General features: G+C 73.2%; 15 protein-coding genes. 5 read left to right on the forward strand and 10 right to left on the reverse strand.

The features are described 5' to 3' along the window. Positions 1-57: 57 nt before the first annotated feature. Positions 58-528, reverse strand: a complete 471-nt coding sequence (locus EBO35_RS12390; RefSeq protein WP_122817985.1) for a hypothetical protein — start codon at positions 526-528, stop codon at positions 58-60. Between the two features lie 114 nt (positions 529-642). Between EBO35_RS12390 and EBO35_RS12395 the strand changes: the two genes are divergently transcribed. Next, on the forward strand, positions 643-1,377 hold the full coding sequence (locus EBO35_RS12395; RefSeq protein WP_206422553.1) for a response regulator transcription factor: 735 nt from the start codon (positions 643-645) through the stop codon (positions 1,375-1,377). A gap of 10 nt (positions 1,378-1,387) precedes the next feature. On the opposite strand, the gene EBO35_RS12400 is transcribed toward EBO35_RS12395, so the two are convergent. From EBO35_RS12400 to EBO35_RS12430, 7 genes are all read right to left on the reverse strand, one after another. Beyond that, on the reverse strand, positions 1,388-1,756 hold the full coding sequence (locus EBO35_RS12400; RefSeq protein WP_122817986.1) for an Hpt domain-containing protein: 369 nt from the start codon (positions 1,754-1,756) through the stop codon (positions 1,388-1,390). Further along, complete coding sequence (locus tag EBO35_RS12405; protein WP_206422554.1) at positions 1,734-2,417, reverse strand: signal peptidase I; 684 nt, start codon at positions 2,415-2,417, stop codon at positions 1,734-1,736. Before EBO35_RS12405 ends, EBO35_RS12400 begins: the two co-directional genes overlap by 23 nt. A 92-nt stretch (positions 2,418-2,509) precedes the next feature. After that, entirely contained in the window at positions 2,510-3,145 is a 636-nt protein-coding gene (locus tag EBO35_RS12410; protein WP_122817987.1) for a TasA family protein, read from the reverse strand. A gap of 155 nt (positions 3,146-3,300) precedes the next feature. Then, positions 3,301-6,291 carry a bifunctional [glutamine synthetase] adenylyltransferase/[glutamine synthetase]-adenylyl-L-tyrosine phosphorylase gene (locus EBO35_RS12415; protein WP_122817988.1) on the reverse strand — a complete coding sequence of 997 codons (2,991 nt, stop codon included), beginning with the start codon at positions 6,289-6,291 and terminating at the stop codon, positions 3,301-3,303. Positions 6,292-6,295: 4 nt separating this feature from the next. Then, complete coding sequence (gene glnA / locus EBO35_RS12420; RefSeq protein WP_122817989.1) at positions 6,296-7,636, reverse strand: type I glutamate--ammonia ligase; 1,341 nt, start codon at positions 7,634-7,636, stop codon at positions 6,296-6,298. Positions 7,637-7,692: 56 nt separating this feature from the next. Next, positions 7,693-9,768 (reverse strand): NAD(+) synthase, encoded by a 2,076-nt coding sequence (locus tag EBO35_RS12425; protein WP_122817990.1) that lies wholly within the window; start codon positions 9,766-9,768, stop codon positions 7,693-7,695. Positions 9,769-9,794: 26 nt separating this feature from the next. After that, positions 9,795-10,553: a class I SAM-dependent methyltransferase gene (locus tag EBO35_RS12430; protein WP_122817991.1), complete on the reverse strand. Its 759-nt coding sequence runs from the start codon at positions 10,551-10,553 to the stop codon at positions 9,795-9,797. 146 nt (positions 10,554-10,699) lie between these two features. Here EBO35_RS12430 and EBO35_RS12435 point away from each other — a divergent pair, with 146 nt between their 5' ends. The 3 genes from EBO35_RS12435 (at position 10,700) to EBO35_RS12445 (ending at position 13,407) form a co-directional block, all read left to right on the forward strand. After that, positions 10,700-11,200, forward strand: coding sequence for a VOC family protein (locus EBO35_RS12435; protein ID WP_122817992.1), 501 nt, complete (start codon positions 10,700-10,702; stop codon positions 11,198-11,200). 111 nt (positions 11,201-11,311) lie between these two features. After that, entirely contained in the window at positions 11,312-12,175 is an 864-nt protein-coding gene (panB, locus tag EBO35_RS12440) for a 3-methyl-2-oxobutanoate hydroxymethyltransferase (protein ID WP_122817993.1), read from the forward strand. A 41-nt stretch (positions 12,176-12,216) separates the two neighbouring features. Then, on the forward strand, positions 12,217-13,407 hold the full coding sequence (locus tag EBO35_RS12445; protein WP_122817994.1) for a PQQ-dependent sugar dehydrogenase: 1,191 nt from the start codon (positions 12,217-12,219) through the stop codon (positions 13,405-13,407). A gap of 150 nt (positions 13,408-13,557) precedes the next feature. On the opposite strand, the gene EBO35_RS12450 is transcribed toward EBO35_RS12445, so the two are convergent. Then, positions 13,558-13,839, reverse strand: coding sequence for a hypothetical protein (locus EBO35_RS12450; RefSeq protein ID WP_122817995.1), 282 nt, complete (start codon positions 13,837-13,839; stop codon positions 13,558-13,560). A 1-nt stretch (position 13,840) separates the two neighbouring features. Next, complete coding sequence (locus EBO35_RS12455) at positions 13,841-14,038, reverse strand: hypothetical protein (protein ID WP_122817996.1); 198 nt, start codon at positions 14,036-14,038, stop codon at positions 13,841-13,843. 24 nt (positions 14,039-14,062) lie between these two features. Here EBO35_RS12455 and map point away from each other — a divergent pair, with 24 nt between their 5' ends. After that, complete coding sequence (gene map, locus EBO35_RS12460) at positions 14,063-14,911, forward strand: type I methionyl aminopeptidase (protein ID WP_122817997.1); 849 nt, start codon at positions 14,063-14,065, stop codon at positions 14,909-14,911. The last annotated feature ends 21 nt before the right edge of the window (positions 14,912-14,932 follow it).

Raw genomic sequence — 14,932 nt, forward strand, 5'->3', positions numbered from 1 at the left:
GATCCCGGACTCACGCAGCCCGCGGCATCGGAGGCGGGCTGCCTGGGTGCCGAGACGTCAGAAGGCGATCCGCCTCAGCGTGATGCCGGTCCACGGGCAGTCGATGGTCACCGTCGCCGGCGGGCTGGTCCAGTTCCCGACCTTCGCGACGACGTCCAATTCCCACTGGGTGGCGATCACGTCGTTGGTCTGGCGACCCTCGAGCTCCTGCTCCTTGGATGCCGAGGTCCTCGAGTGGAGGGTCGCCCCGCGCGATCGCAGCGTGTACTGGTAGGTCGCGCCGGCCGGGCCGGCGTCGGTGAAGCCGTCGACCTCGATGTCGAGGGTCTCGGTGACGAGGCCGGACACGCCGCACTTGTAGGTCCCCGTGACCCCGGCGGGCGCGACCATCGTGGCAGTGCCGACCCGCAGGCCGTCCGCGTCGCTGGAGCCGAACCGGGCCGACGCCACGGCGGGCACGAGCACGAGCAGCGTCGCCACCAGGGCGAGCGTCACGGCACGGCGCCAGCTGTCGGTGCGGGGGGACATCGGTTCTCCTGGTGGGGGGGCCGGAGGGGGTCAGGTGTCCCAGTCTGGTCGCCGGGTCTCAAGCCCACCCCGGGGGAACCTCAAGAACCTGGCAAGGTCTGGCACGATGCAGCCATGGGGAATGCGGTAGGTCCGGAGCGCCGGGCGCTGGTGGTCGAGGACGATGAGGACATTCGGGACCTGATCGAGTTCACGCTTGCGACGCAGGGCTTCACGGTCGCCTCCGTCGACTCGGGGACGGTCGCCGTCGACCTGGTCCGCAGCACCGACCCCGACCTGGTCACGCTCGACCTCGGCCTGCCCGGCATCGACGGCATGGAGACCTGCCGGCGGATCCGGGAGTTCAGCGACGCCTACGTCGTGATGATCACCGCGCGCGACGACCAGATCGACCGGCTGATCGGGCTCGAGACCGGCGCCGACGACTTCATCTCCAAGCCCTTCGACGTCCACGAGCTCAAGGCCCGGGTCAACGCGATGTTCCGCCGGCCGCGCCGGGGCCCGGCCCCGGTGGCCGCGGCGACGATCGCGGCCGACGAGGCGAACGAGGTGCTCGAGCACGGCCCGCTGCGCGTCGACGTCGACGGGCGGCGGGTGTTCAAGGGCGAGACCGAGGTGTCGCTGACCCGCACGGAGTTCGACCTGCTCACCGAGCTGATGCGCACGCCGACGCGGGTGTGGAGCCGGGAGGCGCTGCTGCGCTCGGTGTGGGAGACCGAGTGGGCCTCCGACACCCATCTCGTCGAGGTCCACGTCGGCAACCTGCGCCGCAAGCTCGGCGAGGACAAGGTGACGAAGTTCGTCCGCACCGTCCGCGGCGTCGGCTACCGCATGGAGTCCCCGGCCTGAGCCGGGGCGCTCAGGCGCCGGGCAGGTACGCCGCGAGCGCTCGGTCGGCGCGCGCCGCGGCGGCGGGCAGCGCGGTGGACCGCAGCCGCGCCACCGCCATCTCGCCGGCACGGACCTCGCGCTCGAGGGTCGCGGCCAGCTCGGCCAGCTCGTGCGCCCCGACGGTGGTCGAGGAGACCTTGAGGCTGAGCACGGCCTCCATGGCGGCAGCGATGTCCGCGGCGGCGAGGGCGTCGGTGATCCGCCGGATGCGGGTGTCGAGGAGGCCGCGGTACTTGGCGACGAAGCCGACCACGAACGCCTGGTCGTCGACGTCGACGGCCAGGCGGGTCAGGACGTCGGTGTCGAGCACGACGTCAGGCCCGGGTCCGCGAGGCACCTGAGGTCTCGTCGTCCTGCTCCTCGGAGCCGGGGCTGATCCCCCAGATCCGCTGGAGCCCGAGCAGCAGGCACGCGACCAGCGCGATCCACAGCACGCCGTGCTGCACGACCGGGGCGCGCATGGCCTGGATCACGAGGCCGACCCGGGGCACGACCGCCTGAACCTCCCAGACCGTGTCACCGTCGACGACGGCGGTCCACGGGTCGACGTTCGCGTTCGCGTCGCCCTGGGTGCGGAAGCTGACGACCCCCGCTGCGTCGCGGGCCACCTCGGTGACCCGGTGGGTCTCGACGCGGCGGTCCTCGATCGGGATCTGGTAGGTGACCACGTCGCCGACGGCCAGGTCGGCAGCGGGCTTGGGCGCGGTGACCACGACGTCGCCCGGGGAGATCATCGGCTCCATGCTGCCGGTGAGCATCGTGGCGGTCCGGTAGCCGAACACGTGCGGCCCCAGGGCCAGCCCGAGGAAGGCCAGCAGCGCGAGCCCGACCGCGACGTTCGTGGCGACCCGCGCGATGCGGCGGGCCCCCCGGCCCGGTCCGCCCGGCGCCCGGCGCGACGGCGCGTGCCCGGCCGCGGCGGGCCGGATCGCGCGCGGGGCGCGGACCGGCTCGGCGGCGCGGTGGCGTCCGACGAGGGTGGGGGCGAGCACGCTCACGGCGTACCTCCAGGTCAGGGGCGGGGGCGGGGGGATGTGGTCGCGCAGGTGCTGTGGTGCGGGCCGATCGGGTCAGGCGGGGTGGAGCAGGTTCAGCGGGCCTCGCCCGCGCGCTGGGTGGCGTCGACGGTGAAGGTGACGGTGTCCGAGAGGTTCTGGAAGGTGTTGTCGGCAGCGGTCGGGAGCTCCAGGGTCACGCGCAGGTTCGCGGACGGCGTCGCGTCGGCGTTCAGCTTGGCGAGGACGCCGTTCAGGTCGACGTTCTGGCCCAGGACGGTCCGCTTGGCGAGCACCGAGGTCACGTTGGCGGGGGCACCGGTGCAAGTCAGGACCTTGGAGTTGGCGGCCTTGGTCCAGGGGGTCGTGCACTGGTCGACCGAGAGCTGCAGGCCCGCGGTCTCGTCGGTGACGAGCTTGGTCGCGTTGGCGCCGGCGGTGGTGGTCAGCTTGACCGAGCCGAACTTCTCGCTGCCGGCCTCGCGGGTCAGCGTGACCGCACGCTGCACGGTGTCGCCGGGGACCAGGTTGGTGGTGGCGACCTCGAAGCCCTGACCGGCCTGGGCGGACATGTTCATGACGACCTTGCCGGAGCCGACGGCCTGGGTCGCGGTGGTCGTGGAGGTGAAGGCACCGAAGGTCCCGAGCCCGGCGACCGCTGCGGTGCCGGCCACGAGGGCGACGGAGGCGGCGATCTTGGTGGTGGTGGCGGAGCGGGCGACGTTGCGCATGAGGGGGACCTTTCGGGGGGTGTCCCGCCGTTGTCCCCGGCGGGTTGCTTCCTTGATGACCCGAACATTGCCGGTCGCACATCAAGAGCAGCGGCCGCGAATGCCCGACGTTTCCTCAAGGAATTCCCAAGGGGTTCCACAAGACCCTCAGGCGCTCACTGGTCCTCCCAGAAGACCCGCTCGACGACGGCTCGGGCGAGCCTGGTGTGGCGCAGGTGGTCGTTGACCATCGCCTCGGACTCGCCCGCCGGATAGCCGAGGATCCGGGCCACCGCCGCGCGCTCGCGCGGGTCGCGGGGCACCTGGTCACTGGGCTTGCCGCGCACCAGCGTGGCCGCGTTGCGGGTCCTGCTGACCCGGCGCCAGGTCTGCTCGAGGACGTCGGCGTCCTCGTCCGCGACCAGCCCGGCCTCGCGGGCCGCGGCGAGCGCCGGCAGGGTCTGCGGGGTGCGCAGCCCCGGGACCTGGCCCGCGTGGCGCATCTGCAGCAGCTGGACGGTCCACTCGATGTCGGCCAGTCCCCCGGGTCCGAGCTTGAGGTGGGTCTGCGGGTCGGCGCCTCGGGGCAGCCGCTCGCGGTCGACGCGCGCCTTGATCCGGCGCACCTCCATGACCTCGTCGGCGGAGATCCCGCCGGCCGGGAAGCGCAGCGGGTCGATGAGCTCCTCGAAGCGCCGACGCAGGTCCGGGTCGCCCACGACGGCGTCGGCGCGCAGCAGGGCCTGGGCCTCCCAGACCTTCGACCACTTCGCGTAGTAGGCCGCGTAGGAGTCCAGGGTGCGCGCCAGCGGCCCCTGCTTGCCCTCGGGGCGCAGGTCGGCGTCGACCACGAGCGCCGGGTCGGGCCCGGGCGCCGCCAGCAGCCGGCGCACCTCGTTCGCGACCGCCTGGGCGTACGTCGCGGCCGCGGCCGGGTCGGCCCCGGGCATCGGTTCGTGCACGAACAGCACGTCGGCGTCGCTGCCGTAGGACAGCTCGAAGCCGCCGTAGCGACCCATCGCCACGATCGCCATCCGGGTGGGCGCCGCATCCAGGCCGCGGGCCGCCCGCACCGCGCTCCCGGCGATGCGCAGGGTCGCCTCCAGCGTGGCGTCGGTGAGCCGGGTGAGCCCCAGCCCGACGTCCGCGACGTCGATCAGGCCGAGCACGTCCCCCGCGGCGATCCGGAACAGCTCGCGACGGCGGATGGCGCGGATCGAGCGCACCGCCTTGTCGGTCTCGTCGTGGCGCCGGGCGGAGGCCAGCATCTCCTCGACCACCGCGTCGGCCCGGGGCGGGACCAGGTCCTCCCCCAGCATCCGCACCCCCTGCGGCTCGCGCTCGAGCAGGCTGGTGGCGTAGCGGGAGGTGGCCAGCACGTGCGCCAGGCGCTGGGCGACCTCGCCCTCGTCCCGCAGGGTCGCGAGGTACCACGGGCTGTCGCCGAGCGACTCGCTGAGCCGGCGGAACCCGAACAGCCCGGCGTCGGGGTCCGGCCCCTCGGCGAACCAGGCCAGCATCGCCGGGAGCAGGGCCCGCTGGATGTTCGCCCGGCGGGACACGCCGCTCGTCAGCGCCTCGAGGTGGCGCAGCGCGCCGGCCGGGTCCAGGTAGCCGAGCGCCGCCAGCCGCTTGCTGGCCGCCTCGGTCGAGAGCCGGATCTCGTGGCCGGGGATGGCGGCGACCGCCGAGAGCAGCGGCCGGTAGAACAGCTTCTCGTGCAGCCGGCGGACCTCGCGGCGGTGGTGCTCCCAGGTCTTCTGCAGGTTCTCCACCGGGCTGCGCAGCATGCCCATGCTCCGGCCCAGGCGGCGCAGCGAGGCCTCGTCGGGCGGCACCACGTGGGTACGCCGCAGCCGGTGCAGCTGGATGCGGTGCTCGAGGGTGCGCAGGAACGCGTACGCCTCGTGCAGCGCCTCGCCGTCCTCGCGCCCGACGTATCCGCCGCGGGTGAGCGCGGCGAGCGCGCTGAGCGTGGCCGGCTCCCGGATCCGCTCGTCGGCGCGGCCGTGCACCAGCTGGAGGAGCTGGACGGCGAACTCCACGTCGCGCAGCCCCCCGGAGCCGAGCTTGAGCTGGCGCTGGGCCTCCTTGGCGGGGATGTGGTCGACGACCCGGCGGCGCATCGCCTGGGTCTGCTCGACGAACCCGTCACGCTCGGCCGCGCTCCAGACCATCGGGGCGACCATCTCGACGTACGCCGCGCCGAGCTCGCGGTCGCCGGCGACCGGGCGCGCCTTGAGCAGGGCCTGGAACTCCCAGGCCTTGGCCCAGCGCTCGTAGTAGCCGCGGTGGCTGGCCAGGGTCCGGGTCAGCGGTCCGGCCTTGCCCTCAGGACGCAGCGCGGCGTCCACCGGCCAGATCGTGCCCTCGCCGGTGTTCTCCGAGCAGATCCGCATCAGGTGGCTGGCCAGCTGGGTCGCGGCCCGCAGCACGGCGGCCTCGTCGACCTCGCCGTCCGGGCCCGGCACCGGCTCGTGCACGAAGATCACGTCGACGTCCGAGACGTAGTTCAGCTCGTGCCCGCCGCACTTGCCCATCGCGACCACCGCCAGGCGGACCTGCCGGGCCGGCTCGCCGACCCGCTGCCGCGCGATGGCGAGCGCGGCCTCGAGGGTGCCGGCGGCCAGGTCGGAGAGCTCGGCGGCGACGTCGTCGACGCCGACACCGTGGGCCAGGTCGCGGGCCGCGAGGCGCAGCAGCAGGCGGCGGTACTCCACCCGCAGCGCGTCGACGGCCTCGGCGTCCGGGTGGGTGGCCGTCGGCTCGGGGTCGTGCGGGTCGGCGCCGACCGCGCGCAGCAGGTCCTCGCGCACGGCGAACGCCGGCGGGCGGGTGCAGCCCAGGGTGGGGTCGGCCAGCTCGTGGCGGTGCTCGGGGTGGCGGCACAGGTGCTCGGCCAGGCCGGGGCTGGCGCCGAGCACGCCCAGCAGCCGCATCGCGGTGCCCTCGTCGTCGGCGAGCTCGGCGAGCATCGCGTCCGGGTCCTCGACCTGCTCGGCCAGGGCAGCCAGGCCGTGCAGCGCCTCGTCGGGGTCCGCGGTCAGCGCCAGGAACTCCAGCAGCGGGTCGACGTGGGCGCCGAGGCGCTGCAGCGTGTCGGCGGCCGTGTCGGGGTCGACGAACCCCAGCCGGGCCAGTGTGCTCTTCGCGGTGCGCCTGGTCACCGGATCAGAGCACCGGCAGCATCCGGTCGCGCTCGAAGGCGGAGACCTGGCCGCGGTACTCGTCCCACTCGGCGCGCTTGTTGCGCAGGAAGAAGTCGAAGACGTGCTCGCCGAGGGTCTCGGCCAGCAGCTCGGAGTCCTCGGCGACGCTGATCGCCTCGGACAGGCTGCGCGGCAGCGGCTGGATGCCGAGTGCCTTGCGCTCCCGCTCGGTCAGCGACCAGACGTCGTCCTCGGCCTCGCGGGGCAGCTCGTAGCCCTCCTCGATGCCCTTCATGCCGGCGGCCAGCACGACCGCGAACGCCAGGTAGGGGTTGCTGGCGGCGTCCAGGCTGCGCACCTCGACCCGGGTGGACTGACCCTTGGTGGGCTTGTACATGGGGATGCGGACCATCGCGGAGCGGTTGTTGTGGCCCCAGCAGATGTAGGAGGGCGCCTCACCGCCGAACATCATCCGCTTGTAGCTGTTCACCCACTGGTTGGTGACCACGCTGATCTCGTTGGCGTGGCGCAGCAGGCCGGCGATGAACTGCCGCCCGACCTTGGAGAGCTGGTACTCCGCGCCCGGCTCGTGGAAGGCGTTCTGGTCGCCCTCGAACAGCGAGACGTGGGTGTGCATGCCGGAGCCGGGATGGGTGGTGAACGGCTTGGGCATGAACGAGGCCCACACGCCCTGACTCAGCGCCACCTCCCGCACCACGGTGCGGAAGGTCATGATGTTGTCGGCGGTGCTCAGCGCGTCGGCGTACCGCAGGTCGATCTCCTGCTGGCCCGGGCCGCCCTCGTGGTGGCTGAACTCCACCGAGATGCCCATCGCCTCGAGCATCGTGATCGCCTCGCGGCGGAAGTCGGCGCCGTGGGTCTGGGCGGTGTGGTCGAAGTAGCCGCTGCGGTCGACCGGCACCGGCTCCGCCCCGGCGACCGGGACGTCCTTGAACAGGTAGAACTCGATCTCGGGGTGGGTGTAGAAGGTGAACCCCTTGTCGGCGGCCCGGCCCAGGGTGCGCTTGAGGACGTAGCGCGGGTCGGCGTACGACGGGGAGCCGTCGGGCATGAAGATGTCGCAGAACATCCGCGCCGTCGACGGGCCGTCGCCGCTGCGCCAGGGCAGGATCTGGAACGTCGAGGGGTCGGGCATCGCGAGCATGTCGGACTCGAAGACCCGCGCGAAGCCCTCGATCGCGGAGCCGTCGAAGCCGATGCCCTCCGCGAACGCGCCCTCGAGCTCGGCCGGCGCGACCGCCACGGACTTGAGGAACCCGAGGACGTCGGTGAACCAGAGCCGGACGAACCGGACGTCACGCTCCTCGAGCGCCCGGAGAACGAAGTCTTCCTGCTTGCCCATGGCGGCAGCCTAGGGCACAGCCCCGCGGCCCCGCGGCCGCGCCCGCGGGCGCAGGATCAGCGCTGCGGCACCCGCTCCAGGTCGGCGAGCCAGGCGGCCGGGCTGGCGTCGGACGGCATCCGCCAGTCCCCGCGCGGGGACAGGGTGCCGCCGGCGCTGACCTTGGGTCCGTTCGGCAGCGCGGAGCGCTTGAACTGGCTGGCGAAGAACCGGCGGATGAACACGTCCAGCCAGCCGCGGACCTCCCCGAGGTCGAAGGCGACGCGGCGGTCCTCGGGGAAGTTCGGCGGCCAGCTGCCCGCCTCTGCGTCGCGCCAGGCGTGCCAGGCGAGGAACGCGATCCGCGCGGGGCGGTGCCCGTAGCGCAGGACGTGGAAGAGCGTGAAGTCCTGCAGCGAGTACGGGCCCACCGAGGACTCCGTGGACTGCGGCAGCTGGTCCTCCCGGGTCGGGATCAGCTCGGGGGTGATCTCCTGGTCCACGATCTCCTCGAGAACCTTGTCGGTCTCCGCCTCGAACTGGGAGGTGCTGATCACCCAGCGGATCAGGTGCTGGATCAGCGTCTTGGGGATCCCCGAGTTCACCGTGTAGTGCGACATCTGGTCGCCCACGCCGTAGGTGCACCAGCCCAGCGCCAGCTCGGAGAGGTCTCCGGTGCCGAGCACGATGCCGCCGCGGTGGTTGGCGAGTCGGAAGAGGTAGTCGGTGCGCAGGCCGGCCTGGACGTTCTCGAACGTGACGTCGTAGACCTCCTCCCCGGCGGCGTACGGGTGCCCGAGGTCGGCGAGCATCTGGCCGGCGGCCGGCTTGATGTCCAGCTCCTCCATCGTGATGCCGAGCGACTCGGCCAGCCGCCACGCGTTGCCCTTGGTGGTCTCGCCGGTGGCGAAGCCCGGAAGCGTGAACCCGTGGATGTCGGTGCGGGGCCGGCCGAGGCGGTCCATGGCCTTCGCGGCCACGATCAGCGCGTGCGTGGAGTCCAGGCCGCCGCTGATGCCGATCACGATCTTGGGCTGGCCGATCGAGCGCAGCCGCTGCTCCAGTCCGGAGACCTGGATGTTGTAGGCCTCGTAGCAGTCCTGCGCCAGCCGCTCGGCGTCGTCCGGGACGAACGGGAACCGGTCCACCTTGCGGCGCAGGCCCACATCCCCGCCGGGCGGGGCGAGCTGGAACTCGACGGTGCGGAAGCCGCGGCCCGTCGAGCGAGCCTCGAGGCCCCGCCGGTTGTCGTCGAAGGTGCCGGTGCGCAGCCGCTCCAGGCGGATCCGGTCCAGGTCGACGTCGACGACCGTACGCCGGGGGCCGTCGGGGAACCGCTCGGTCTCCCCCAGCAGCTCGCCGTGCTCGTAGACCATCGTCTGGCCGTCCCAGGACAGGTCGGTCGTGGACTCCCCCTGCCCCGCCGCGGCGTACACGTAGGCGGCCAGGCAGCGCGAGGACGCCGAGCGGACCATCAGCCGGCGGTCCTCGGCGCGGCCGACGGTGATCGGGCTGCCGGAGAGGTTGGCGAGCACGGTGGCGCCGGCCAGCGCCGCCTCCGCGCTGGGCGGCACCGGCACCCACATGTCCTCGCAGACCTCGGCGTGCAGCACCAGGCCGCGCACGTCGGTGGCCGCGAAGAGCAGGTCGGACCCGATCGGGACCTCCTGACCGGCCAGCACGATGGTGCCGGTGATGTCGTCGCCGGGAGCGAACCAGCGGCGCTCGTAGAACTCCCGGTAGGTGGGCAGGTAGGACTTCGGCGCGACGCCGAGGATCCGGCCGCCGTGGATGACGACGGCGGTGTTGAGCACCCGGTTGCCGTGGGCCAGGGGCGCGCCGACGACCAGCACCGGCGTCAGGTCGGCCGAGGCCGCGACCACCTCCGCGACCGCGTCCCGAACCGCGTCGAGCAGCGGGTCCTGGAGGAACAGGTCGTCGAGGGCGTAGCCACTGAGGCACAGCTCCGGGAAGACGGCCACCGCCACGGCGTCCTCGTGGCAGGCCCGGGCCAGCTCGAGCACCGTGCGGGCGTTGGTCGCCGGGTCCGCGATCGCGATCGGCATCGTGCAGGCGGCGACCCGCGCGAACCCGTGGGCGTAGGCGCTGTAGAAGTCCACGGCGGGCAGTTTCCCAGACGCCGACCTCCGCATGCGGACGCCCGGACGCCGGGGCCCGCTCACGGTCGGGCCAGCACCGTCCAGGCCGAGGCCCGGACCTCGAACGCCCCGGTCCCGAGCCGCCGTTCCAGCGTGCCCCGCAGCGCCTCCCGGTGGTCGGCCGACAGCGCCTGGACCCGCGCGCCGGCCGGACCGACCCCGAGCGTGAAGGGCTCCCACCACTGCGCGAAGGACTCGTAGCCGACGGTGACCGTGAGCCGGTCGACGTCGACCACCCGCAGCCCCGCGTCGTCGCACAGCTCCGCCAGCGCGCCCTCGGCGACGCCTGCCAGGCCGGCCTCGGTCGTCGCCCCGGGGTCGAGCTCGCGCACCGTCGACCAGAACGTCGCGAGCGGGCCGGTCTCACTGGCGTGGTCCCACACGCTGGCGCCGATCAGGCCGCCCGTGCCGACGACGCGGCCCATCTCCCGCAGCCCGGCGACGGGGTCGGCCATGAAGTGCACGACCAGGCTGGCCAGGGCCACGTCGAAGGAGCCGTCCGCGAACGGCAGGTCCTCCGCGGCAGCCTCGCGCGCGACCACCCCCGGGCAGCGCTCCCGGACCGCCTCGAGGAACGGCGGCGAGGGATCCACCGCGGCGACGGCGGCGGCGCCGAGCCGGTCCACCAGCCGGGTCGTCAGCGTGCCGGGGCCGCAGCCGACATCGAGCACCCGCTGCCCCGGCCGCACCCGGGCCAGGTCCAGGAACCGGTCGGCCAGCGGGCCGGCGTACCGGCCCATGAAGCGGTCGTAGCTCTCCGCGGCGACGTCGCACCACATGCAGGCCTCCTCAAGACTGGACCAGGACGGGCTGGATCGGGCGGGCAGGGCGGGCTGTTCCGGGTTGACGATGAGTTCTCGTCCGTATCGGAGTCTGGCCCTGTGCATGCCGGCGCACCAGCCCGGCCGGACCGAGGAGCACCGCGATGAGCACGACCAGCACGATCAGCCCCTGCCTGTGGTTCGACGACGATCTCGAGGCCGCGATGGCGTTCTACACCCGGATCTTCCCGAGATCCTCCGTCGGCAACGTCCTGCGCAACACCGAGGCCAGCCGCGGGGAGACCGGCACCGTCGTGGCCGCCGACTTCGACCTCGACGGGTTGCGGTTCCACGGGATCAACGGCGGCCCGCAGTTCACGTTCAGCGAGGCGGTCTCCTTCCAGGTCGACTGCGCCGACCAGACCGAGGTCGACTACTACTGGGACAGCCTCGTGGACGGCGGCGAGGAGTCGATGTGCGGCTGGCTCAAGGACCGGTTCGGGCTCTCCTGGCAGATCGTGCCGACCCGGCTGTACTCGCTGCTCCAGGACCCCGACCCGGCCCGCGCCAACGCGGCGATGGAGGCGATGCTGGGGATGCGCCGGATCGTGGTGGCCGACCTCGAGGCCGCGGCCGACGCCGCCGGGAGCTCGACCCGGGCCTGAGCCGCTGGTGAGGACCCTCACAGCAGCTCTCCCGGTTGTCCGGGGCTAGCCTGACCGGAGTCCGTGGACTCCGTCAGGGAGCTGCGAGATGACACCCGAGGAGAGCTCGACATGAGCGCACAGCCCAGCCCGGAGGAGACCGCGCCGTACGGAACCGGCGCGGCGAAGCCCGCGTCCCCGGCGAAGCGGGTCCGGACCCACCACCTGCGGGAGATGAAGGAGCGCGGCGAGCGGTTCGCGATGCTCACCGCCTACGACCAGTACACCGCGCAGACCTTCGACGAGGCCGGCATCGAGGTGCTGCTCGTCGGTGACAGCGCCTCCAACAACGTCCTCGGCAACGAGACCTCGCTCCCGGTCACTGTCGACGAGCTGCTCCCGCTCACCCGCGCGGTCGCTCGCTCGGCGCACCGGGCCCTGGTCGTCGGCGACCTGCCCTTCGGGTCCTACCAGGGCTCGCCGGAGCAGGCCTACGACACCGCGGTGCGCTTCATGAAGGAGGGCGGCGCGCACTGCGTGAAGCTCGAGGGCGGCACCGAGATGGCGCCCCAGATCGAGCGGCTCACCCGCGGCGGCGTACCGGTCATGGCCCACATCGGCTTCACCCCTCAGAGCGAGCACACCCTCGGCGGCTACCGGGTCCAGGGCCGCGGCGAGAGCGCCCAGCGGATCCTCGACGACGCCAAGGCGGTCCAGGCGGCCGGCGCGTTCGCGGTCGTGATGGAGATGGTCCCCGGCGACGTCGCCGGCGAGGTCACCCGCGAGCTCGCGATCCCCACGATCGGCATCGGCGCCGGCAACCAGTGCGACGGCCAGGTGCTGGTCTGGCAGGACGCCTTCGGGCTGCGCACCGGGCGGATGGCGCGCTTCGTCAAGCAGTACGCCGACGTGCATGCGGTCCTCCTCGAGGGCGCCCGCGAGTACGCCGCCGACGTCCGCGCCGGCACCTTCCCCGGGCCCGAGCACACCTTCTGAGGGCCCTTTCCCCGGGTGCGTCCCGGAACTAGAGTCGCGAGATGCGCAGGCTCGCGGTCGCCTCGGTCCTGGTCCTTCCGCTCGGGCTGCTCGTCGCCGCGCCAACCTCCGGCTCGTCGGCCGCGGCGCCGGTCGCGGAGCACCGAGCCACGTCGGCGCCGGCTCCCGAGGTGCGCCGGGCCCCCGGCCTCGACGTACGTCGAGTGGCCGGCGGTCTGGACATCCCCTGGGACGTCCAGCCGGTCGGGGACGGCCGGCTGCTGGTCACCGAGCGGGACCGGGCCCGGCTGCTGCTGATCGACGCCGACGGCGGCCAGCGCGCCGTCGACTTCCCCAGCGGCTCGGTGTGGCGCTCGGACGAGACCGGGCTGATGTCGCTGGCGGTCGACCCCGGCTTCGCCGCCAACCGACGCATCTACACCTGCCAGGGCGCCCGCCGCAGCGGCGGGCGTCACGACATCCGGGTGGTCGCCTGGCGCCTGGACGCCGACCTCCGGCGCGCCGCCCGGTTCCGGACCCTGGTCAAGGGTCTCCCCACCAGGAACGGCCGGCACGGCGGCTGCCGGCTGCTGATCCTGCGCAGCGGCGCCCTGGTGATCGGCACCGGCGACGCCGCGGTCGGCCGCAACCCCCGCAACCTGCGCTCGCTGGGCGGCAAGACGCTGCGCGTGGACCGCACCACCGGACGCGCCTGGCCGAGCAACCCATACGCGCGCTCGGCCTCGCGCCGCAAGCGCCTGGTGCTGACCTACGGCCACCGCAACGTCCAGGGCCTGGCCCAGCGCAGCGACGGCTCGGTGTGGTCGATCGAGCACGGCAGCTTCCGCGACGACGAGGTGAACCTGCTGGTCAAGGGCGGCGACTACGGGTGGCACCCGGTCCCCGGCTACAACGAGTCGGTGCCGATGACCGACCAGCGCCTGCCCGGCCGGCAGCGGGGCGCGCGCTGGCGCTCGGGGCGCCCGACGATCGCCACCAGCGGCGGCACCTTCGTCCGCGGTCGCGCGTGGGGCTCCCTGCGCGGCACCCTGGCGGTGGCCGCGCTCGCGGGGCAGCGACTGGTGTTCCTGAAGTTCGACCGGCGCGGCCGGTTCCGCTCGGCGCGGGCCCCGCAGGCGCTGCGCCGGTACGGCCGGCTCCGGTCGGTGACCAGCGCGCCGAACGGCGACCTGCTGGTGACGACCGCCAACGGCGAGGGCCGCGACCAGGTGCTGCGGGTCAGCCCGCGCTGAGCCGCGGATGGGCGACGAGGTGCCCCGGCGGCGGCGAGCCGCGGTGGTCGAGCCGGTGGTCGACCGGTGGTCGAGCCGCGAACGCAGCGAGCCGCGGCGGTCGAACCGGTGGTCGAGCCGCGAGCGCAGCGAGCGTGTCGAGCCCCCCGCTCAGGCGCCCCAGCCACCCCAGACCGCACCGGCGAGGATGACGACGAACCACGCCACCCCCGCGACCACCGGCACCGCGAGCACCCAGGTGGGCCGCGGCGTCCACCAGCGACAGGCCTGGACGAACAGCACCAGCCACAGCGCCAGCAGCCCGGCCACGCCCCACCAGGGCGCGACGAGCCAGCTGGCGGCGTACAGGAAGAAGACCGCGGCCATCCCGGCCATGCCCACGAACGGCCACGGCGAGGTGGCGTTGGGGTTGTAGGGGCGGTACTTCGCCACCTCAGTCGCGGGGAGCGTCGGCGTCGTCGTTCCAGTCCGGGTCGTTGTCCCAGGCCTCGTTGCGTGCCTCGACGTTCTCCAGGGCGCGGCTCGCCTCGAGCTCGGTGGTGTAGGGACCCAGCCGGTCCGCGTTGCGGCACCCGTCGCGTCCCTCGACCGTGTGGTGCTTGAGGCAGAACCAGAACTCGCCGTCACTCATGGCCCGAAACTACACTTCCGCACCGTGACTCCCGTGGCTCCCGCGTCCATCTCGCCGCGTCGACCGGTTCCCGCGCACATCGCGCGCCCGGAGTACGTCGACCGCCCGGCGCCGACGCCGTACACCGGCAGCCACGTGCAGGACACCGGGACCATCGAGCGGATGCGGGTCGCGGGTCGGCTGGCCGCCCAGTGCCGCGACCTGGTGGGGTCCCACGTGGTCCCGGGCGTCACGACCGACGAGCTGGACCGGATCGGCCACGAGTTCCTCTGCGACCACGGCGCCTACCCCTCGACGCTGGGCTACCGCGGCTTCCCGAAGTCGCTGTGCTCGAGCGTCAACGAGGTGGTCTGCCACGGCATCCCGGACGGCCGGGTCGTCGAGGACGGCGACATCGTCAACATCGACGTCACCGCCTACCTCGACGGCGTGCACGGCGACACCAACGCCACCTTCCTGGCCGGCGACGTCGACGAGGAGACCCGCCAGCTCGTCGAGCACACCCGGGAGGCGCTGCGCCGGGGCATCAACGCGGTGAAGCCCGGCCGGCGGATCAACGTGATCGGGCGGGTCATCGAGTCCTACGCGAAGCGGTTCGGCTACGGCGTGGTCCGCGAGTTCACCGGTCACGGCATCGGGACGTCGTTCCACTCCGGCCTGGTCGTGCCGCACTACGACGACCCGGAGCACGACGACCTGATCGAGGTCGGCATGACGTTCACGATCGAGCCGATGCTGAACCTCGGCACCCACGAGTGGGAGATGTGGGACGACGGCTGGACGGTCGTCACCCGCGACCGGCGTCCCAGCGCCCAGTTCGAGCACATGCTGGTCGTCACCCCCACCGGCGCCGAGGTGCTCACCGAGGCGTGAGCCGGCCGTCCTGACCCCAGC

This window comes from Nocardioides pantholopis, from assembly GCF_003710085.1.
Taxonomy (GTDB): Bacteria; Actinomycetota; Actinomycetes; order Propionibacteriales; family Nocardioidaceae; genus Nocardioides; species Nocardioides pantholopis.